Annotated in this window: 17 protein-coding genes and 2 pseudogenes; 10 read left to right on the top strand and 9 right to left on the bottom strand. The window is 66.5% G+C overall.

Annotated elements, in window-relative coordinates:
• Positions 1-97: 97 nt before the first annotated feature.
• The 6 genes and pseudogenes from G3I54_RS02145 to G3I54_RS02120 form a co-directional block, all read right to left on the bottom strand.
• A pseudogene (locus G3I54_RS02145) lies at positions 98-1,418 on the bottom strand (IS701 family transposase).
• 128 nt (positions 1,419-1,546) lie between these two features.
• The gene (locus G3I54_RS02140; protein ID WP_164610472.1) at positions 1,547-2,368 is read right to left on the bottom strand and encodes a tryptophan 2,3-dioxygenase family protein; all 822 of its coding nucleotides are present in this window, start codon (positions 2,366-2,368) and stop codon (positions 1,547-1,549) included.
• 41 nt (positions 2,369-2,409) lie between these two features.
• Positions 2,410-5,643, bottom strand: a complete 3,234-nt coding sequence (locus G3I54_RS02135) for a non-ribosomal peptide synthetase (protein WP_164610470.1) — start codon at positions 5,641-5,643, stop codon at positions 2,410-2,412.
• A gap of 7 nt (positions 5,644-5,650) precedes the next feature.
• Complete coding sequence (locus G3I54_RS02130; protein WP_164610468.1) at positions 5,651-7,060, bottom strand: serine hydrolase domain-containing protein; 1,410 nt, start codon at positions 7,058-7,060, stop codon at positions 5,651-5,653.
• Between the two features lie 47 nt (positions 7,061-7,107).
• The gene (locus tag G3I54_RS02125) at positions 7,108-8,322 is read right to left on the bottom strand and encodes a cytochrome P450 (protein WP_203685417.1); all 1,215 of its coding nucleotides are present in this window, start codon (positions 8,320-8,322) and stop codon (positions 7,108-7,110) included.
• A 57-nt stretch (positions 8,323-8,379) separates the two neighbouring features.
• A complete protein-coding gene (locus G3I54_RS02120; protein WP_164610466.1) occupies positions 8,380-8,532 on the bottom strand; it encodes a hypothetical protein in 153 nt (50 codons plus the stop codon).
• 249 nt (positions 8,533-8,781) lie between these two features.
• On the opposite strand from G3I54_RS02120, the gene G3I54_RS02115 reads away from it, so the two are divergent.
• The 3 genes from G3I54_RS02115 (at position 8,782) to G3I54_RS02105 (ending at position 11,495) form a co-directional block, all read left to right on the top strand.
• Complete coding sequence (locus G3I54_RS02115) at positions 8,782-9,663, top strand: methyltransferase domain-containing protein (protein WP_164610464.1); 882 nt, start codon at positions 8,782-8,784, stop codon at positions 9,661-9,663.
• A 258-nt stretch (positions 9,664-9,921) separates the two neighbouring features.
• The gene (locus G3I54_RS02110) at positions 9,922-10,632 is read left to right on the top strand and encodes a TylF/MycF/NovP-related O-methyltransferase (RefSeq protein ID WP_164610462.1); all 711 of its coding nucleotides are present in this window, start codon (positions 9,922-9,924) and stop codon (positions 10,630-10,632) included.
• Positions 10,633-10,892: 260 nt separating this feature from the next.
• Positions 10,893-11,495 (top strand): group II intron maturase-specific domain-containing protein, encoded by a 603-nt coding sequence (locus G3I54_RS02105; protein WP_164610460.1) that lies wholly within the window; start codon positions 10,893-10,895, stop codon positions 11,493-11,495.
• 318 nt (positions 11,496-11,813) lie between these two features.
• Here the strand turns inward: G3I54_RS02105 and G3I54_RS02100 are convergent, their stop codons facing one another.
• From G3I54_RS02100 to G3I54_RS39235, 3 genes are all read right to left on the bottom strand, one after another.
• Positions 11,814-12,458 (bottom strand): class I SAM-dependent methyltransferase, encoded by a 645-nt coding sequence (locus tag G3I54_RS02100; protein ID WP_164610458.1) that lies wholly within the window; start codon positions 12,456-12,458, stop codon positions 11,814-11,816.
• Positions 12,459-12,992: 534 nt separating this feature from the next.
• The gene (locus G3I54_RS02095) at positions 12,993-13,874 is read right to left on the bottom strand and encodes a reverse transcriptase domain-containing protein (protein ID WP_343240250.1); all 882 of its coding nucleotides are present in this window, start codon (positions 13,872-13,874) and stop codon (positions 12,993-12,995) included.
• 35 nt (positions 13,875-13,909) lie between these two features.
• Positions 13,910-14,332, bottom strand: coding sequence for a hypothetical protein (locus tag G3I54_RS39235; protein WP_239144192.1), 423 nt, complete (start codon positions 14,330-14,332; stop codon positions 13,910-13,912).
• A gap of 813 nt (positions 14,333-15,145) precedes the next feature.
• On the opposite strand from G3I54_RS39235, the gene G3I54_RS02090 reads away from it, so the two are divergent.
• From G3I54_RS02090 to G3I54_RS02065, 7 genes and pseudogenes are all read left to right on the top strand, one after another.
• A complete protein-coding gene (locus G3I54_RS02090; protein ID WP_164610456.1) occupies positions 15,146-15,967 on the top strand; it encodes an aspartate 1-decarboxylase in 822 nt (273 codons plus the stop codon).
• Positions 15,968-16,084: 117 nt separating this feature from the next.
• Positions 16,085-16,633: a DUF1579 domain-containing protein gene (locus tag G3I54_RS02085; protein WP_164610454.1), complete on the top strand. Its 549-nt coding sequence runs from the start codon at positions 16,085-16,087 to the stop codon at positions 16,631-16,633.
• A gap of 45 nt (positions 16,634-16,678) precedes the next feature.
• Positions 16,679-18,001, top strand: coding sequence for a hypothetical protein (locus tag G3I54_RS02080; RefSeq protein ID WP_164610452.1), 1,323 nt, complete (start codon positions 16,679-16,681; stop codon positions 17,999-18,001).
• Positions 18,002-18,023: 22 nt separating this feature from the next.
• On the top strand, positions 18,024-19,247 hold the full coding sequence (locus G3I54_RS02075; RefSeq protein ID WP_164610450.1) for an aminotransferase class I/II-fold pyridoxal phosphate-dependent enzyme: 1,224 nt from the start codon (positions 18,024-18,026) through the stop codon (positions 19,245-19,247).
• A gap of 270 nt (positions 19,248-19,517) precedes the next feature.
• Positions 19,518-19,634 (top strand): annotated as a pseudogene (locus G3I54_RS40100) (transposase); the annotation flags it as partial.
• Positions 19,635-19,660: 26 nt separating this feature from the next.
• The gene (locus tag G3I54_RS40095; protein ID WP_343240251.1) at positions 19,661-19,867 is read left to right on the top strand and encodes a hypothetical protein; all 207 of its coding nucleotides are present in this window, start codon (positions 19,661-19,663) and stop codon (positions 19,865-19,867) included.
• Positions 19,843-20,793, top strand: coding sequence for an IS3 family transposase (locus G3I54_RS02065; RefSeq protein WP_239144190.1), 951 nt, complete (start codon positions 19,843-19,845; stop codon positions 20,791-20,793). The genes G3I54_RS40095 and G3I54_RS02065 overlap by 25 nt, the downstream gene beginning before the upstream one ends.

Below are 20,793 nucleotides of genomic sequence, written 5' to 3'. Positions count from 1 at the left end.
CTAGTACTCCAGTCGTGCTTCTCCATTTGTCCTGGTCACAGGGCCTTTTCGAAGTCTAGTTGACTGACGCTCCATCAGGTGGGTACAGGTTCGTGACTCACCCGATCGGGGTGCGTGAGGCGTTGGTAGTGGCAGCGGCGGGCGATGGCCTGGTGCTGTCGACGCCAGTGGGACCAGTGGAGCCGACGGGTGGGCTGCCGGTGCCTGGCCGCGGAGGTACGGGCAAGGTCCAGGAGCCGTCGGATTTCTGCCACGGTGAGGGGAACGAGGCAGCTCGAACCGTTTCTGTGGCCCCCTTTTCGAGTGCGTGGGCGGTCATCGCCGTCAAGAAGGCGTGCGCGAGCATCGCCAAGGTGATGTGGCGGCACCAGCCGACGTAACGACGGACTTCGTACTGGTCCAGGCCGCACTCATTCTTCGCGGCCTGGAAGCACTCCTCGATGGCCCACCGGGTGCCGGCCACCCGAACCAAGTCGGCGACGGAGGCATCAGCCGGTGCGAAGGCCAGGTAGTACGCAATCTCCTCGGGACGCGCCAGGCTGCGGCGGGCCAGCACCCAGCGGAAATGGGTGGACTTCGCGCCGTCGATGGCGGCAGCTTGGCCGCCGCCCAGTCGTAGACGCGCGGCCCCTTCGCACCGTCACCGCAAGAGATCCGCTCCCATGCCTCAGCCGGGGCGCCGGTAAGAACATGGTCGATGCGCCAGCTGCCCACTGAGGACTTCACCTGCTGCGACTTGGGCACCGCCAGGACGTAGCTCACCCCTGCCTCCTCCAGCATGCGCCGGAAGCGCCACTCCTGCCCGTAGGCCGCGTCGGCGGTGATCGAGGCGATCGGCAGGGCTGAGTCCAGCGCCCGCTCGCGGGTCGGCGAGGTGCTGGGTCCGGCTTGGTCGCGAAAGGCTCGCCCTCGGGGATCCGGGCCGCGCGGCAGCGATCGGGGCCCTCGGTCCATGACCTGGGCAGATAGAGCTCGCGGTCCACCAAGGCCCGACCCTTGGCAGAGGCATACGCGGCGAACACCCCGATCTGGCAATTCTCGGTGCGGCCGGCGGTGCCGCAATACTGCCTTTGCACCCCGGCGGAGACGGTGCCCTTCTTGAGGAACCCGGTGTCGTCCACGATCAGCACACCGTCCGGCTGCCCCAGCTGCTCGGCCACGTAACCCTGCAGGTCATCGCGGATCTCGTCCGGATCCCACTGGCACCACGACAGTAGCCGCTGCAGCCCATACGGGGTGTCGTGACCCGCGTGTTCGGCTATCTGCCAGCTGTTCTTCCGTCCCACCGGCCCCAGCAAACCCCGCACGTAGTCGCGCATCCGCCGCCGCGGCTCGACCCGGCCGAACCGCTCGCCAACCCGCAGCAGCAACGACTGCAACTCAGCTTCCCGCAGCCCTACTTCGACATCACTCTTCATCTCCATGACGAGTTCAACGCACCCCGATTGGGTGAGTCACGAACCTCTGCCCACCTGATGGAGCATCAGCTAACTAGACTCCAAAAGGGCCCTGTGACCAGCACAATTGAAGAAGCATGACTCGAGTACTAGAGCAGCGTCCGGACCGTCCACAACTCTGGGAACTCCCGGCGCTGGACCCGCCGCTGCAGCCAACTCACGCCTGACGTGCCTCCGGTGCCGACCTTGGCGCCGATCAGCCGCTCCGCGACGAGCGCATGAACCGCCCGCCACTGGCAGAATCCGTAGGACAGCTCGATGAGTGCTTCCGCCAGGTCGAAGAGGGACTGGTGCTCGCGGCGGTTCTGGTAGACCTCCCGCCAGGCGTCGACCACGTCCGGGTGCTCCTCGTAGGGCTCACTCCAGTCGCGGTCGAGGCACCGGTCCGGCAGGGGAACGCCTCCCTTGTGCAGCTGCTCGAGGACGGCGTCGTAGAGGCTGGGCCGGGACAGCAGCTCACGCAGACGTCGGGCCTCCCCGGCCGGCACGCCGCCGCGGAGGAGGAACGTGTGATCCCGTTCCCCGAGGCGCGACATCAGCTCCCGATAGGTGACGGACTGGGCACCCGAGGCCGAACCGAGCGCACCGCGGAACGCCCCGAACTCCGCCGGGCTCAGGGTGCCGAGGACTTCCCACGTCTCCCTCAGCACTCCGTGGACGCGTTGCGCGCGCCCCACCTGGGTGATGGCGTCGAGCAGGTCTCCCTGCTCGACGTGGCGCTGCAGGCGGTCGATCTCCCCCACCAGGAGCTTCAACGTCAGCTCGGCGACCTGGTGCATGATGAGGAACAGGGGTTCGCCAGCGCCGCTCGTGATGCACGCCTGCAAGGACAGGAGCTTGTCCAACTGGAGGTACTGCGCGTACGAACTGTGATCCCGAGCAGGGGCACCAGTTCCGTGCGGAGAAGTCATGCCGTCCACCTGACGTGAGAGGGGCTCGTCCTGGTCGGGCTTCACGCCTCGTCGTCGAGTGCTGCTCGGGCCACGTCGGCGAGGGCGTGCTCCAAGAGGCCCCCCAATACCTCCAGGTCGCCCGACGACAGCACACGTCGCGGAGCCGTGAGAGAGACACCGAACGTCGACTGCCCCGGGGTGTCGAACACCCATGCGTCGATGTTCAGCTCCGTCAACGCCGAACGGCCGGGCGGCTCCGGCACATCGAGTGCCCCCAGCTCCGGGACCTCCGAGCAGAAGTCCCAGCCCGAGCTCGAACCCGATCTCGATCCGAACCTCCCGAGGTAGTTCACGCCGATCTGCCCGATGGGATGCTTCTCGAGAACGGCCCTCGTCTCGGGGTTGAGGTGTCGCAGGAGCCCGTAACCGATGCCCTTGTCGGGAAGACCCGACAGCGCGTCGACCGCACTGGCGTGAACTGCGCGGGCCGAGACGGAGGGGGACCCCGGCACGGCGATACGCACGGGATAGGCGGTGGTGAAGCACCCAAACGTCCCCGTCAGGTCCACGCCCGGGAAGACGGACTCCTCCCTCCCGTGCCCCTCCAGCCACAGGAGCACGGACGAGCCCACGGTCGCATCGGTCTGACGGAACTCGGCCACCGCCACCGCGACGCTCGCCGCCAGCAGACCGTCCATGCCGCCCGCACCCCGTTCCGCGGCCGCCAGCAACGATGCGGTGTGGTCGGGAGGGAGTACGAGACGTGCGTGGACGAGCGTGTCCGTCAGGTCGACCGTGGGGTCCAGGCGGTTACGCCCCACGGGCTCGTCGGGCCCGTCGACGACCGACCGCCAGTACTCGAGTTCCTGGACGCGCGTGCGCGCAGCAGCTTCCCTGGTGAGGATGTCGACCCACTCCCCCATCCCGGTCGCCGGCAACGGCGGGACCTCTCGGCTGCCGGCCACCGCTGCGGGCGCCGAGAGAGCGGCCAGATCATCCAGCAGAACACGCCACGACACCCCGTCCACCACCGCGTGGTGGACCACCGCCAGGAGCCGACGTGCCTGCGTCGTCGCAGACTCGAACCAGACGAACTGGCCGATCACGCCCCCTGCGGGATCCAACCTCTGCACTGCCGAGTCGCGTTCCGCGACCACGAGCGACTGCCATGCCGCGCCCTCGACACCGTCAGGCACGTCGACCACTGTGATCGATGTCGCCACGGGGACGTTCGCGCGTGGGCCGACGACCAGGCAGCCGTCGCGATCCAGACGGCATCGGAGCAGCTCGTGCCGCTCAACCACCTTCTCCAGCAAGGGGACCAGGTCGGTCCGGAGGAAGCCGTCCGGAGCCTCGAAGAGGGCCGCCTGCGCGGACCGCTCGAACCCGGGTCCGGCGTCCCGGTTCCACTGCGTGACCGGGAGAAGCGGAATGCGCTTCTCCTGCGCCGGCCCGGTCGCCCGGTCGGACGACGGCACCTTCACGGTGGTCGTCCGGGCGACAGCGGCCAGTTTGGCCACGGTCCGGAGCTCGATCATCTGTCGAGCACTGAACCGCAGGCCACGGGCGCGAGCCAACGAGACGACGCGCATCGCGCGGACGCTGTCCCCGCCCACCGTGTAGAAATCATCGTCGACACCGATGGTCTCGCGTCCGAGGACCTCGCAGAAGATGTCGGCCACGCTGCGTTCCGCCGGACTGGACGGCGACGCGGAGGCCTCGGACGTGAACTCCGGCACCGGCAACGCGGCCGCGTCGAGCTTGCCGTTGGGCATCAGGGGCAAGCGCTCGAGGACCACGAGGACGGCGGGAATCATGCTCGCGGGCAGCCTGTCGACGAGCCACGTCCGGCACCGCGCTGCCAGCTCGTCCCGCCACGCACCCGGGTCGCTCCCGCTGGTCCCCGACCACGTCCCGGCGCTGCCCGCCGGCACCGCATACGCGATCAACCGGCGCCCGTCGTCCTCGAACCGACCACCCGCGGCGCGGACGACCGCCTGGTCGACATCAGGGTGTTGGACGAGGACCTCCTCGATCTCGCCGGGCTCGATGCGGACGCCGTTGATCTTCACCTGCCCGTCCACCCGGCTGCGGAACACCAGTTCGCCAGCCTCGTTCCAGGAGACCAGGTCGCCGGTCCGGTACATGCGGTCCCCGGGCTCGGCGAAGGGGCATGCCACGAACCGGGACGCGGTCAGGCCCGGCTGCCCCAGGTACCCCCGCGCGAGGTGCGGGCCGTGCAGGTAGAGCTCGCCCGGCTCGCCCGTTGGGAGCGGCTCCAGCCGGCCGTCGAGGACGTACGCGTTGGTGCCCGCCATCGCCGGCCCGATCGGGATCTCGACCTCGTCCGCCGACAGTGCACGGCTCACGGTGGCGCAGACCGTCGTCTCGGTCGGCCCGTACCCGTTCACCATCCGGCGCCGCGCGGACCACGTCCGGATGAGGCCGAGCGAGACCTTGTCCCCGGTGGTGAGGAGCGACTCGACGGTCGACAGGGTTCCGTCGCCGGCCGCCGCGAGCACCTGCGGTGTCAGCATCACCGCGGTGACCCCGTGACGGGCGATGGTGTCGGAGAGCGACTTCCCAGGAGACAGGTCAGCTCGGTCGGCGAGCACCAGGGTGCTCCCGGAGGCGAGAGCGACGCACACCTCGGACAGCGACGCGTCGAAGGTCGGGAAGGCGAACTGGAGGACCCTGCTCCGCGACGTGATGTCCATCGATGTCGCCAGCGTGGAAACGAGGCCGGGAATCCCCGCGTGCGAGACCAAAACACCCTTCGGGTTGCCGGTCGACCCCGAGGTGTACATGACGTACGCCAGATCGTCGCGCGTCGCGGGCGCATGACGCTGCTCCGCCTCGCGCTCCGGGTCGGGAGGACGACGCTCGGCGTCGAGGGCCTCGACCGTCACAATGCCGCTCCGCTGCGGCAGAGCCGACCGGACGCTCTCGTCGGCGACGATCAGGAACGGCGAGGCATCGCCGATCATGAACTCGATCCGCTTCCCCGGGCTGTCGGGATCGATCGGCAGGTACGCACCTCCCGCGCGGAGCACGGACAGCACGGTGGTCCAGAAGCTCAGGGGGTTCCGCACCGCCAGAGCGACGACGGACTCCCGCCCGACCCCACGGTCGACGAGCGCACGTGACCGTCGGACGATGACGGCGTCGAGTTCGGCGTAGGTGAGCCTCGTGCCGTCGCCGTAGACGATCGCGACAGCATCCGGGGTTCGTTCGGCCTGGTCCCTGAGGAGATCGTTGATCGTGGTCGACGGCGGGTTCGCGTGCGCGTTCATCGTGCCCTCATTTCCCAGGATCGGTCGAGGAGACCTTCTCGAGGACGATCATCCCGAATCTGAGGAAGGATGGCTCCGCCCGATCGTCCACCCAGATCGGAACCGCCGCGCTCTGGAACCCCCTGTTCACCGACGACAGCACGAGCGCCCCACCTCCTGCGAAGGCCGACTGACCCTGGTGCAGCAGGTACCAGTTCTCGGAACCGCCGCCCAGGAACAGCTTGAACTCCATGCCGTCGCTCGCCCCCCGGATCTCCAGCTTGTGGCCGTCCGCCTCGTACGTTCCCACGCAGTGGGATTCCTGCAACGTGTTGGCGGCAGCTCCGTCGGCCGGCCACTGCCGATCGGTCGCGGCCAGCAAGATCTCGGAGTACAGGGGGAAAGACGGGAACGAATTGGTCATGACCAGGAATCCACGGTCCTCTTCCTTGAACATCCTCAGGAAGATGTGCTGCCCCTCGGTCGCAGCTTCGAAGCCGAAGGACTCGTCGTCGAAGAGTAGCCACCCGAGTCCCCATGAGTCGTACATCGGATGGCCGGGGATACCGATCTGCGGCGAGCACATCTCGCGAGCGAGGGTCTCCGACAGCACCCGGACGCCGTTCCCGCCAACACCGTCGGACATCGCGCACCGCGCCAAGAGGCTGATCTCGTGCGGCGTCATGTAGATGGTGGTCGATCCGAAGCAGTCGGCCACCCGTTCGAGATCAGCCGGCGCCACGGGTTGGTATCCCTGGCCTCCCGCACGCGCCGAGTACCCCGTAACCACGGTCTCGTCGAGTCCGGAGAGCCCGCCTCCGTCCTCCGGCTCCGCGATCGCCGATATCCCGAGCGGCGTGAGCAGCATCGTGTTGACGGCGCGCTGCCAACTCTCCTGCAGGATGTTCTCGATCAGCACGGCAGCCACGGCCGTACCGATGTTGTTGTAGGCGAAGACCTGGCCAGGTTCAGCGATCTGCCGATAAGCCTGGAGACCCTCCACGTACTCTGCAGGAGTTCGAGGATTCACCTGGTTCCAGACCTCGAACGCCTGGTCCACCCCCGTTGAATGACTGAGCGCGGATCGCAGCGTGATCGGTGCGCTCACGCCGTCCCGTCGTAAGCACGCCCCGGGAACGCGGTCGCACAACGGTTCGTCCAGCGAGACGACGCCCCGGTCGACGAGCATCATGGCCACGTACGCGATGAGGACCTTAGAGAGGCAACCGATGGGCTGCCGGGACTCGTCGGACCAGTCCCGCGCGGTGTCGAGGTCGCCGTGGCCCGAGAACGTGTAGGACGTGCTGTCGCCGTCGAGGAGTGCAACAGCCCCACCCGGCAGGCCCTCCACGTCGACGACATCGTCGAGCGCAGCCCGGACGCGGCGCAACCTCTCTTCGGTTTCCACGGCAACCTCGTTCGACGTGTTGCTGGTCATCGCCGCCGGCTCCTTTCGCAGTGACGGTGGAGGTGGAGTGGGGGCGCCTAGGGGACGAGCGTCGTCCTGAGGGACCTGTAGCCGTACAGGAAGTTCGAGTACACGCGCTGCGGATGTTCCTCGGTCTCGATCGACGTAACGGACTCGGCGAGCGCCTGCAGCAGGTACGTGAGACTCGCCCGGCCCAGGGCTGCACCCAGGCAGAAGTGGGGACCCCAGCCGAAGCCGAGGTGCTTGTTGGGACGCCGGGACAGGTTCAACGAGCCGGGATCGTCGAACGCCTCCTCGTCGCGGTTCGCCGAGACGTTCCACAAGCTCACGACATCGCCGCGAGCGATCCGGGTTCCACCGACGGTGACATCCTTCTCCGCGGTGCGGGCGAAGTGCATCGCCGGCGTGGCCCAACGGATGAGCTCTTCGACGGCGGTGTCGTAGTCGACCGACCCGCTCTTCAACGACCGCCACTGGTCAGGGTGGCCGTGTAGCGCTCTCACGGCCGAGGTCGCGGACATGCGAGACGATTCATCACCACCCAGTATGAGGCTGTAGCAGTTGAGTGCGACGTCCTCTGTGCTGAGCTGTTCACCCTGTACGCGCCCGTGCGCCAGAGCGCTGATCGGGTCATCTCCGGGTGCCGCCCGTCTCTCCTCCACCAGATCGATGAAGTAGAGGATGATCTCGTTCCGGGCGTTCAGGGCGTCGAGCAAGGTATCATCCAGGCTCGTGGACGACAGCGTCTGCTTGTTCCACTCCATCAGCATTGTACGATCACTGCTCGGCACCTGCAGCACATCACAGATGGTCTCGATCGGCATACGGTCCGCTATCGACTCGACGAAGTCGAACTCACCGCTCCCGGTCCATCGCCGCACCAGTTGACGACTGCGTCCGAGCAACGTCGGCTCCATGCGGCGGACGTACTCCGGCGACAAGGCACGGGTCATGAGGATGCGCAGCTCGCGGTGCCGCGGCGGATCGGTCACCGCGAGCATCTTCCCGCCCGCAGAATCAGGGCCCCGGAGGAGCACGTCCAACACGGTCCCCCGGGACGAGGACAGACCGTCGACATTCACGTACGCATCACGAACGTCCCGGTAGCGCGATACGACCCAGAATCCGGGACGATCGCTCCTCGGCTCGTGCCAGGTGACGCCCCGACGGCGGGACTCCGCCCAGAAATCGTCGCCAGCTCCGGTGCCGCCCATGAAAGAGGGGTCCGCTAGATCCTGCTCGATGGGCCACACGCCGTCCGCTGACACCATCAGTATCTCCTCGTACCGTGCCGGCGTTCGAGTGCGTGGCTGTTCACGCGCAATGGTCTACTTGATGAACACCGGGATCGTCAACGTGCGCATCTGCCCCGGGCCCACGAGCAGGCTCGTGCTCCGACGGTCGATCGAGGACGGACAGCTCGGTCCGATGGCGGGCGGATCGCCCGCGTCGAGGGTCACCGTTGCTGCTGCGGATTCCATTCGGGCCGTTGTCTGAACTGCTGCGGAACAACTGCCGGACCAACTCCGAACGTGCTGGTGACGCCGATCTGCACGGCGGGCAACACCTGCCGCAGCACGTTGTTTTGGCAGATTCCCGGGACGCCGACGCCCGAGCACGTAGGGTCGGTAGGGTCGGTCGCGCAGATCGTGATCGACCCCGACCCGGTACCGCCTCGGCCGCCCACCGGGCCGCCGAGGTGACACCCACCAGGCGAAGGAGACAGCACCATGACGACCGCCGACGGCGCCGCGCCACTGGTCGACGACACGACCGAGCCCGCGCCCGAGGAGCTGGCCCTCGGGCGCTACGAGCTCTATGACCCGGGGAAGCTGTTCGCCCACGACAGCACCTACATCAACTTCGGGTACTGGGCGGAGGCCACCACGTTCACCGGGGCCAGCGAAGCGCTCACCGACGCGCTCGCCCGCACGGCAGGGCTCACACCCGGGGACCGTGTCCTCGACGTGGGCTTCGGTTTCGGCGCGCAGGACTTCCGATGGCTCACGACGTACCCGCACAGCACCATCGACGCCGTGACGATCACCGCGAGCCACCTCGCGCACGCCAGATCGCGCGCGGAACGCGAGGGCCTCACCGAGCGGATCACCTTCCATCGGTGCTCGGCGACCGCGATCGAACAGGCCTTCATCGCCGGATCCTTCGACCGAGTGCTGGCGCTGGAGGCGGCTTTCCACTTCGACACGCGCGCGGAGTTCTTCCGCCAGGCCCACACCCTGCTGCGCCCGGGTGGGGTGCTCGCCGTGACCGACATCGTTCCCCGGCATCCGCAGGCGACCGGCACCGACGACCCGCTGCGCACGTCGATGTTCGCGGGTATGGCACCGGAGGCGAACTGGTACGGCGTCGACACCTACCGTGACCGGTTGGCCACGGCCGGGTTCGACGACGTCGAGATCAGGTCGATCCATGGCGACGTGTTCGCGCCCTACCTGCGCGCTGCGCTCCGGACCGTCGACGACCCGGAGTACGTCGAGCGCGTCGGTACCGAGCTCGCCGACCTCGTCCGGGAGAACCTCAGCGACCAGGCGGCGCTGCACGCGCAGATCGACGGCCTCGACTACGTCCTGGTGCGGGCAGCCAAGAGCTGAACGCGCGCCCGCCACGGCTCGGGGGAGAACACGGGCACGGGCGGTGGGGTCGCCGTGCAGATCGCGCCGGCGGGGGCCTGACCGGCGGGAAAGCCGCAAGAACCACGACCACGGCCCGTCCGCTCGGAGCCGTGGAGCAGCGGACATCCCGCGCCCCGGCAACCCGCGTCCAACATATCGTCGGCTCACGCTACCTTCCCCCCCATCTGTCCCTGCTGATACGTTGTGACGATGGGGTCGTGGCGAGACGCGGATGATATGGCCGAACGAATCAAGAGGAAGTGGTTCCGGCAATTTGTCACCCGGTCGTCCCAAGAAGAGCACCAGGCCCATTACGAAGAGATCTACGACCGTTTTGCGAACTACACGCTTATACCCGAAGACTCCTTCTGCGACAACCTCGCCCTGATCCATGAGCGATCGCGCGCACTCCAAGGCGCGTTCGTCGAATGCGGTACCTGGAAGGGCGGGATGGCCGCGGCGATGATGCAGATCGGCGGTCCCGGGCGCAAGTACCACTTCTACGACTCATTCGAAGGCCTTCCTCCGGCGGCCACCATCGATGGACCCGACGCTGTCGCCTGGCAGTCCGACTCCGACGATCCGTTCTACCTCGACAACCTCCACGCGGATTACGACGAGTTCCTCTCCCTCATCCGTTCCTCGGGCGATCACGCTGACCACGTCTCTGTCGAGAGGGGGTGGTTCGACGACACCCTCCCGAACTACTGCGGTGATCCGATCGCGGTCCTGCGCATCGACGGGGACTGGTACCGATCCACCAAGCTGTGCCTCGACGTCATGTTCCAGCACGTCGAGGTCGACGGTGTGGTCATCCTCGACGACTACGACTTCTGGGACGGGTGCAGCAGGGCTGTTCACGACTTCCTGGCGGAAACCGGTTCGACCGCCCGGATCCGACGTACGGGGGACAGTTCCATAGCCTTCCTCCACAAGATCGATCCGTAATCCGTAGCAGGCGATCACCGCGCCGAGTGGGCTGCCACCACCGCCACCACCGGCGAGCGCAGCCCACGTCAGGCGGCCACGACGCCCTGCTCGGCGAACGGCGTCGACCCCGGACACGCCCGCTGCGGAGCCGCCGTAGTACTCCGGGCCGGGAGAGCCGGCCGCACGGGGAAGGGCGGCAGCGTGACAGTGCTCTGTGCGAGCGGGTCGCCGAGGTCCTGGCCCCGCTCGGACCGCGGCTTTCACCGGAGAAGACCCGTGTGGTCCACATCGAAGACGGCTTCGACTTTCTCGGCCACCACATCCGCCGCCAGCGGAAACGCGACACGAACAAGCTCGTCGTCTATACCCGGCCCTCGAAAAAGGCCATCAAGGCCGTCAAGGACCGAGTCTCGGAACGGACCTACATACACACCCAGAATCAGAGTCTGGCCACCCTCCTGGAGGGCCTGAACCGGACGATGACCGGGTGGGCGACCTACTTCCGACACGGCGCGGCGAAGCGGACATTCAACGCGGTCGACCACCACGCGTGGCACCGCGTCGCGATCTGGCGCCGCCGCAAACACGGCATCCCCAGCAGCCAGTTGAAGGGATTCTGTGACCAGGGATGGAGGTTCACCGACAGCGGCACCGTGTTCCTCGGCGCATCCAGCGTCATGATCGAACGCTACCGCTACCGCGGAGCTCGGATCCCGACTCCGCGGACCATCGTGTCCGCGTACTCGTCTGAGTGGCCCTGGCAAGATTTCCGTGAAGCTGCGGTGTGCCTCCATAAACGAATTATGGCCGGACGCGCAGGAGTTCCACTCCTCCGCCATCGCGTCATCCTCATGGCCCTGCTCCGACGCCGCTTCCCGTGACGGAATGTCACCGGCGCATGGAGGCACACCGCAGCTTCACGGAAATCTTGCCAGGGCCACTCAATGAAGTACGCGGACAGCCCGCTGTCCGCAGGCCACCCATCATGCCTGCCACCGCCCGATCTGGGCCGAGCAGGCGGCCACCTTTCAAGCGTCCCTCGGCAACCCCAGAGTCCCCACAGGGGAGAAGACCCGGCTACGACGGGAGCACGACCGCGTCCAACGAGTGCTCGACAGCATCGACCAGGCCACCAGCACCGCTATGAGTACACCCGCATGTCCTTCGGTTCCGAGTGGCGAGCCCGACATATGCAGAAGTTAGGACTTACTGCGTGCGAAAAGAATCGCTTGCTGAGCTTTCGCATCCGGGTCGAGCAGCATCTCGGCCTCGACCACGAATCCGGCATCGCGCAGCCAGGATGCCACCTGATCCGGCTGACGGCGGTACACATGGACCTTCATCGGGTGACCGCCATAGCCCTCCGTCTTCAACTGCGACTCGTCACCCACCTGAAACAGGAGCTGCAGCGGTCCGCCTGGACGCATTGCTCGGTGGAAGTGCCCGAACACAGTCGGCACCTCGTCGTCGGGGATGTGGATCAACGACTGCCAGGCGAGCAGGCCGGCCACCGAAGCAACGGGGAGGTCCAGTTCCGCCATCGAGCCCACCTCGAACCGCAGGCCGGGGTGGTCGCGCCGGGCCACGTCAATCATCCCCGGGGAGAGGTCGACACCGAAGGCGTCGACACCGAGCTCATGCAGGTGGGCGGTGACTTCACCGGGGCCGCAGCCGACGTCCGCTACCGGCCCGCCGCCAGCGACCCGCACGCTGTCGGCGAACAACGCCAGCGCCGCGCAAAGGTACTGGTGTCCGGCGAGGGCACCTCGCACTTGGTCGGCATAGCTGACCGCGACCGTGTCATAAGAGGTGCGGGTGTCAGCCAACCAGTCATCCGTGGTCATGACCGGCACGATATTCCATGATCACGACCTCGAGAACGGCCGACGCAGAGGGACCGATCATTGGCCCGCCAACTGGCCCAGACCTCCGCCACGTTTCCGCAGACCGCAATGCAGGAGTGCACATCATGCCGCTGACCACCGAACAGCGCCGTCGCAACGAGGCCAGCATCCGTGCTGCGATGGACCGCCTACTGCTGGGGCAGCTTCCAGCCCGCGGCGGTTGCAACCTCAAAACTCTTGCACGAGAAGCCGGCGTCGCCAGAACGGGCTTCTACGCACGCACCGACCCACAGGGCAACCAGCGGCCAGGGCCCTATCAGCACCTGGCCGAGGAGTTTCAGCGTCGGCTGGCCGATCTCCGCGAGGCGGGCACCGTCTCAGACCCGCGCGAACTCCAGATCACCCGTGACCATGTGCGGTCGGCCCAGAGCGCGGTGAACGGCATTGCTGCCGTTCCGTTTCTCTGGGCCGCCGACCCGAACCGGACGTGCGTGTTGGCCACGCATCCGGCTCTCCACGTGGCTTGCCCAGTGGTCAGCCGTTGTTGGCTGCCGGTTCGATGGTCCGCGGAGTCGGGATCCGAGCTCCGCGGTAGCGGTAGCGTTCGATCATGACGCTGGATGCGCCGAGGAACACGGTGCCGCTGTCGGTGAACCTCCATCCCTGGTCACAGAATCCCTTCAACTGGCTGCTGGGGATGCCGTGTTTGCGGCGGCGCCAGATCGCGACGCGGTGCCACGCGTGGTGGTCGACCGCGTTGAATGTCCGCTTCGCCGCGCCGTGTCGGAAGTAGGTCGCCCACCCGGTCATCGTCCGGTTCAGGCCCTCCAGGAGGGTGGCCAGACTCTGATTCTGGGTGTGTATGTAGGTCCGTTCCGAGACTCGGTCCTTGACGGCCTTGATGGCCTTTTTCGAGGGCCGGGTATAGACGACGAGCTTGTTCGTGTCGCGTTTCCGCTGGCGGCGGATGTGGTGGCCGAGAAAGTCGAAGCCGTCTTCGATGTGGACCACACGGGTCTTCTCCGGTGAAAGCCGCGGTCCGAGCGGGGCCAGGACCTCGGCGACCCGCTCGCACAGGGCCTCGGCCCGGTGGGCCGGGCCGCTGACGAGGACGACGAAGTCGTCCGCGTAGCGGACCAATCTCCAGTTTCCCGTTCCGATCTTGCGTCGCTTCTCGCGCTGCCAACTGGTGCCCATCCGGGTGTGACACCGGACGTGGAAGTGCTCGTCCAGTGCCGTCAGAGCGATGTTGGCCAGCAGCGGGGAGAGGATCCCGCCCTGGGGAGTGCCGGTGGGGGTGTCCTCGGCGATGCCGCGGTGCATGACCCCGGCCTTCAAGTACGCCTTCACCAGCGCCAGGACGCGCTTGTCGGGGATCCTGGCCCGTAGCCGGTCCATCAGGGCGACGTGATCGATGTTGTCGAAACACGCCTCGATGTCGGCTTCCAGGACTACGGAGTAGCCCCGGCGGGCCAGATAACCGCGATGGTGTCATGGGCTCGGCGGCCCGGCCGGAACCCGTAGGAGACCGGCAGGAAGTCGACCTCGAAGATGGACTCCAGGACCGCCTTCAGTGCGGCTTGCACGCCCCGGTCCTTCACGGTCGGAATGCCAAGATCACGCATCTTCCCGTTGGACTTGGGGATCTGGGTGCGCCGCACCGGTGCGGGCCGGTAGATCCGCGCCTTGAGCTCGTTCCTGATGTCCATCAGGAACGGCTGTACTCCCGGCCCGGATTCGATCGCGGCCACGGTCAGCCCGTCGATCCCAGCCGTCTTCGCCCCGGTGTTGCCCGCGACCCTGTGCCAGGCATCGATCAGGAACCCCGGGTCGTAGACCAGTGTTGTACAGATCGTCGAATCGGCGCGAGGCATCCGCCTGCGCCCGCTGGTGCAACTTGAGCTGCATCTTCCGTACCGGGACACCCAGCCGCCAAGCGGCGGCCATCCCGACCCCGGTGTTCACCAGGGCATCTTCGGACGTTGCAGTCCTCTCCTTGTCTGTCACGCTGCCGCCCTTCCCCGTGCGGCCGACTCTCCCGGCCCCGGAGTACTACGGCGGCTCCGCCCCGCCTACGCCCTTCGGCGGGCAACGCGCCTATCCCGTCCCGTGCCGCTGGAGGCGACTTGGGTCGGGAGCAGATCGCGGACGGTTCCCACCTTCACCGCTGATCGATCGACGGGTGAGGCGCCCGGCTATGCCCCTCCGGCATCGCCACGGTTACGCCGTAGACCTTCACGGGTCTTCTCCTCAGGCGGTAGAACACCCGTAGGCAACGGGCTCTGCCAAGAACTCTGACGCGCGACACAGAACCAGCAAGCGCCCGGAAGTTCAAGTCTGGTTACAGGGGGACATGGTTGTTAGCATCGGGTCTCTAGTGGGGGCTTCTGATGTGGCGCCCCCTCCATGACGGCAGCAGGATAGCTGGCGCCGGTTATCAGAATCAGTGCCGACTGCACGACCAAGCGGGCGAATCGTCGAACATCTCGTGGGGTTCCGACTGCACGAACTCGAATTCGGAAGATGGGAGTGCAGGCTTCGGTCCGAGGACGCAGACGACGATGCACCGATGCGCACGAGCCGACGTCCACGGGTCGGCCGGTATCCACACCCGCAGCGCCGGTCCGACAGGTGATCGGCGCGCAGGAACCTGGCAATGAGTCAACAACGAATTCTGAGGAGCATCCGTGATCGGTCCCGAGATGCCGTGCAAGCGGAGCGCGATCCACAACCTGACCATTGATGCGGCCTATCGATCCACGAACGAGAGCGCGCGGTCGGACTCCGCCATCGGTGAGGGCATCGCGCTGCCGCCGGAGCTGTGCGCCGTGAGCGATCTCGTGCCCGGGGAGGCGGTGATCGTCGCTCGCATCGGCGCCAGCAACATCGAGAACCGGGTGCACACGTTCGTCGTGCATTCCGACACCGGCATGGTGGAAGCCCGCGGCAGCGTCGCCCACTTCCTGAGCGCAGGCGACCTGGTGTGCATCATCTCGGAGACCAGGCTCGGGGATCGCGGCCAGGAACTCCACGCGGACGGAACGCTGCCCATCGTCGACTACGGCATCATCCCGGGCAACAAGCTGGACACCGGGACGTTGAAGTACGAGCGCCTGACCGGTGACGAGGAACTGGGGTCGGTGCCGGACGAACACCCGCTCAGGGAGGAGCTGATGCCCAGGCTGATGGTCAACAGCTTGATCACGGGGCTCGTCGTCAACGACACGAAGGACGACTGCCTGCTCGGGAGCGCGGAGATCCCGGGCAGCGTGATGCGCGAAGCCAACATGTCCCGGCACACAATGGTGACGGTCTACAACTCGTCGGCCGGCGGCGGGACGAACACCTACGCCGTGCCCATGCCCGACGGCGTGATCATGACCACCGGGGCCATGGCCGGATTCGCTCCGCTCGGAGCAACGGTCAGCGTCGCGTCGTTCCGGTTCGCCGACAAGAACCATCGCATGTCGCTGGTCCTGACCGACGGAACTGCGGCGATCCGGCAGTAGCTGCACACGTCGTTTGACGCGATGAGCGGCCGGCGCGAGGGCCCGGCGCATCGCGACGCCGACCACGCTGTGTTCCGAGATCCCCATCAGCACGACGATCGACAGGAGCACCACACGATGTCCGAGACCTCCAGCTCCCACGAACTCCCGCAGGGCCTCGTCCTGCCCGTGCCGGATGGGTTCGTACCCCGCGAGGAGATGCGTCCCCTCACCCCCTTCCTGGGCAACTGGCGATGCGAATCCACGGTGTACCCTCCGGGACGCGAGGATTCCCCGGTGAAGGGATTGTTCCGGGGCAAGCTCTCGCCGATCCTCCGGGGCACGTGGTACGAGTGGGACTACACCCAGGAACCGAACGAGCTGCACCCGACGGGTCAGCACTGCCGATACATCTTCGGCTGGAGCCCCGAGCTCGAGCAGTTCGTGTCGATCTACTTCGACGATCGGGGCAACCACATCGATGCGGTCACGTCCGGTGCTGGTTGGGTCGACGGTCACCTGATCTTCTCGGGCGCGATCCTGTTGCGCGACCACGGCGGCGACGTCATCATGACCGACGATTTCACCTCCGACGGACCAGGGCATCTGCACAACGTGGTGACCATCACGTCCGACGGGACCCCGAAACTGCACGCGGAGCTCGACTTCCGCCACGAGAATCCCTGACGCATCCGGCCTGCATGACGTATCCACAGAGAGCGGAGATCACGGTTGCCAAAGATCATCCTTCCGAACTTCCGGGCCGACTACTCGGAGCAGGTTCGCGACTGGTTAGGAATCTCGGATGCGACGGCGTCGTCGACCGACACGACGGCGAGGTTCCTGTGGCACGCGGAGGACGGAGACGTGCTGGTCATACCCGACACCGTGGACCCCGACTTCCCGGGCTACGTTGCGGACACCCTCGGCATCGACGGCACGAGCGTCCACGTGGAGCGGACGCAGACTCCGCTGAGCGAAGCGGTCCTGCAGGATCCGGAGTTCATCGACCGGCTCGCCGCGCACACGGGAACCGGCGCGGGATGGAGCTTGTTCCCCTGCGTGTCGACGCGCGCCGCCGCGCAGCTGACCCGGAAGCTGAACGTCGCAGCGCTCGACGGCTACGAGTTCGCCATGCAGAACGGCATCGATCTGCTGAACATGAAGTCGACGTTCCGCAGGCTGGCGGCCGGTCTCGGCACCCCGCTGACGGACGGCGTCGTCGCTCGCGGTCCGGCTGAGGTGCGGAGCGCGATCCAGGAACTGATCGCTGAGACCGGAATGGTCATCGCCAAGCAGGACAGGAGTGGTGGCGGCCACGGCAACATCGGAATATCGACGTCGCCGGAGTCGTCCTTCCCGGGAACGCGCGAGGTCCTGGCGTACGCCAACGACCAGCTCGATACCCTCGCAGACACCCTGTGGTCGCAGCTGACGGACACCCAGAACCAGTTCATCACGTTGGAGACGTACCACCGCGCAGACCAGCGATTCTTTTTCGAGTACCACCTCGACGGCGATCGTGCACGTTTCCTGCACAGCTCAACCCTGAAGTACGAGCAGTTGCCGGAGGGTTCTGGCGGCAGCGCCAAGTGGATCGGACTGGACTCCCCGTCACGTTCTGAGTTCGAGGCGACCTTGAAGCCCGCGGAAGAGTTCATCGAACTGGTCCGGACCATCGGCTACCGCGGGTACGTGAACATCGACGGCATCGTGCTGGACGATGGCCGGGTCTTCTTCCACGAGATCAACGCTCGCTGGAGCGGCGGTCTCATCTACCACACCGTCGCCGAACGACTCCTTGGGCACGACTACGCCCGCAACAACTTCTTCTCTTCCATCCTCAATGTTGCGCCCGCGGGGCTCGCGGACCTTCTCCGGTCGATCGAGAGGGCGGGCGTGAGGTACGACAAGGACTCAGGTGAAGGGGCTGTGGTTCTCGGCTGCAACTCGGATCTCGGTCCGGGAGCCGAACTGCTCGTGCTCTCCAAGGACTGGGATCGGCTCATAGCGATGAAGGACGAGATCGCCACGACGGCCGGAACGTTGTCTTGAGGATGTGAGAGGGAATGTGGGGATGGAAAATTCGCGTCACGGCTTCTCCGACGTTAAGAAGCTCCGGCACCTGAGTGACGGCTACTGGGACTCGGCGGCACGGCTCGGAGTCCATGGCGCAGTGCTGCAGGCCGTCCCGGGAGGAAGACTCAGCGCGCCGGACGGTCGAGTAGCGGTCAACATGTCGTCCTACTCCTATCTGGGGCTGGACGAGAGCCCGAGGATCATCGACGCCGCGATCGCCGCGCTGCGGAGCAACATGGTCCTGAACAGTTCGTTGTCGCGAGTCCGGATGACCCTTCCGCTTCTCGAAGAAGCCGAGTGCGCACTCGGCGATCTGTTCGGGGCGGATGTGGCGACCCTCAATTCGTGCTCGGCAGCGGCGTGGGCCACGTTGCCGGTCCTGGCTTCCGGTCTCCTCACCGATGGTGTCGCCCCGGTGATGGTGTTCGACAAGCGCGCCCATTTCTGCATGGCGTCGCTCAAGTCCCTGTGTGCCGACGAGACCAGGGTCGAGACGATCAGGCACAACGACGTCGACGCTCTTGCCGACATCTGCAGGAAGAACAAACGCGTAGCTTATGTCTGCGATTCCGTCTACAGCACGGGAGGAACTCTAGCGCCACTTGAGGAACTCTTCGAGCTCCAGGAGGAGTTCGGGCTCTTCCTCTACTTCGACGAAGCACACAGCACGTCGGTGATCGGTGACATGGGCCGGGGTTATGTTCTGGACCGGATGGGCGCGATCAACGATTCGACCATGCTCATCACGTCGCTGAACAAGGGTTTCGGTGCATCAGGCGGTGCCATCGTGTTCGGCCCCAGGGACGACGACCGCAAACGAAAGATCATCCAGCGCAGCAGCGGCCCGATGATGTGGTCCCAGCGTTTGAACACTCCGGCACTGGGCGCGATCATCGAGTCCGCCAAGCTCCACCGCAGTGAGGCTCTGCCTGAGTTGCAAGCCAAACTGCACAGCAACATTGCGCTTTTCGATGGCCTCGTTCGTGCCGCTGGCCAGGGAAACAGCGTCCCGATCCGATACCTGGAGCTGGGTTCCGAGGCCGATACGCTGGAAACGTCGGCTTACCTGTTCGACAACGGATTCTACGTGGAGCCGGACTTCTTCCCAATCGTCAGCAGGGGTGCGGCGGGCCTGCGCGCCCGAATCCGGTCCTCCATGTCGACCGCGGACATCGAGCACTTCGCACGCGTGTGGCACAAGCTCGGGGTCGATCAGCAGTAGGAGGTCGAGTCCGACCTGGGTCGCGGTGACCGGACGGATCGTCCGCCCCGCCCACGCCCTTCGGCGGGCAACGCGCCTATCCCGTCCCGTGCCGCTGGAGGCGACTTGGGTCGGGAGCAGATCGCGGACGGTTCCCACCTTCACCGCTGATCGATCGACGGGTGAGGCGCCCGGCTATGCCCCTCCGGCATCGCCACGGTTACGCCGTAGACCTTCACGGGTCTTCTCCTCGTAGCGTGGTGCCCGTGATTGCAGGGAAAGTTGGGATTCATGGGGTCCAAGAAGAAGCCGCCGTACGACGCTGAGTTCCGTGAGGGTGCGGTGCGCATCGTGGTCGAGACCGGGAGGCCGGCCGGGGAGGTCGCCGAGGAGCTCGGCATCAACCCGGGCACGCTGCACAGCTGGGTGTCGCGGTGGCGGCGCAACGGGACGACGTCCTCGGACCGGCCCGTGCTACCGACAACCGCCGGTGGCGTGGCGGTCGCGGTCGGGTGCGGGAGGCCGGGCGGGCCGAGCTGGAGCGGCTGCGCCGGGAGATCGGAGAGAAGAACAAGCGGATCCGTGAGCTGGAGATGGAGCGTGATGTCTTCAAGCGATGCATGGCCCTCTGGGTGAAGTGACCGAGAACGCTCCGGAGGCCGTGGTCGCTTTCATCGGTAACCGGAGGGTCGGGCATGGCGTCCCGCACCGGGTGTCCCGCGGGGTCGTCGGGGTGAGCGAGGCGTGGTTCTACAAATGGCGCCGGCGTCCCGACGAGCCGACGAAACGCGAGGTCAGGAAGGCGAGGCTGGAGGAGCGGATCATCCACTTCTTCACGGAGCCCGGTGGCACCTACGGCTCGTCGAGGATCGCGTTGGACCTATGGGCGGAGGGCTGGAAGGTGTCGGTGAACACGGTCGCGGAGATCATGGCCGAGCTCGGTCTGCAGGGCCGCAAGCCGCCCAGGCGGCGGTCGCTGACCCGGCAGGGCAAGTGGAGGCCTGCCCCTGACCTGGTGCATCGCCGTTTCGACGCGGTGGCCCCGGACGTGCTCTGGTACGGGGACATGACGGAGATCGAGACCGGTGAGGGCAAGATCTATCTGGCCACGGTCATCGACGCGTTCTCGCGCCGCCTGCTCGGCTACGCCATGGGCGAGCACCATGATGCGGCCCTGGTCGGGGCGTCGTTGAAGATGGCCACCGCGACGCGCGGCGGCCGAAGGGACGGGACGATCTTCCACAGCGACAGGGGAAGTGAGTACACGTCAGAGGCGTACAACACCCTGTGCGACCGTCTGGGCGTGGTGCAGTCCATGGGGCGGGTGGGGTCGGCGCTGGACAACGCCGCCGTGGAGTCGTTCAACTCACTGATCAAGGTCGAGTACATACACCGGCACCGGTTCGCCACCCGCACCGAAGCCCGCCTGAAGATCGCCACCTGGATCACCGGGTTCTACAACCCGCTACGCTGGCACAGCGCGGCCGGCGGCCTGCCGCCGGAAGAGTTCGAACGGACCATAACCGCAGCACGCAAGAAGAGCGACCAGAAGTGCCAGGCCACATAG

Origin of the sequence: Streptomyces sp. SID14515, assembly GCF_010548505.1 — a bacterium.
Taxonomy (GTDB): Bacteria; Actinomycetota; Actinomycetes; order Streptomycetales; family Streptomycetaceae; genus Streptomyces; species Streptomyces caviscabies.
The sequence above is the reverse complement of the archived record's forward strand: the minus strand, read 5'-3'. Positions and strand labels throughout refer to the sequence as shown.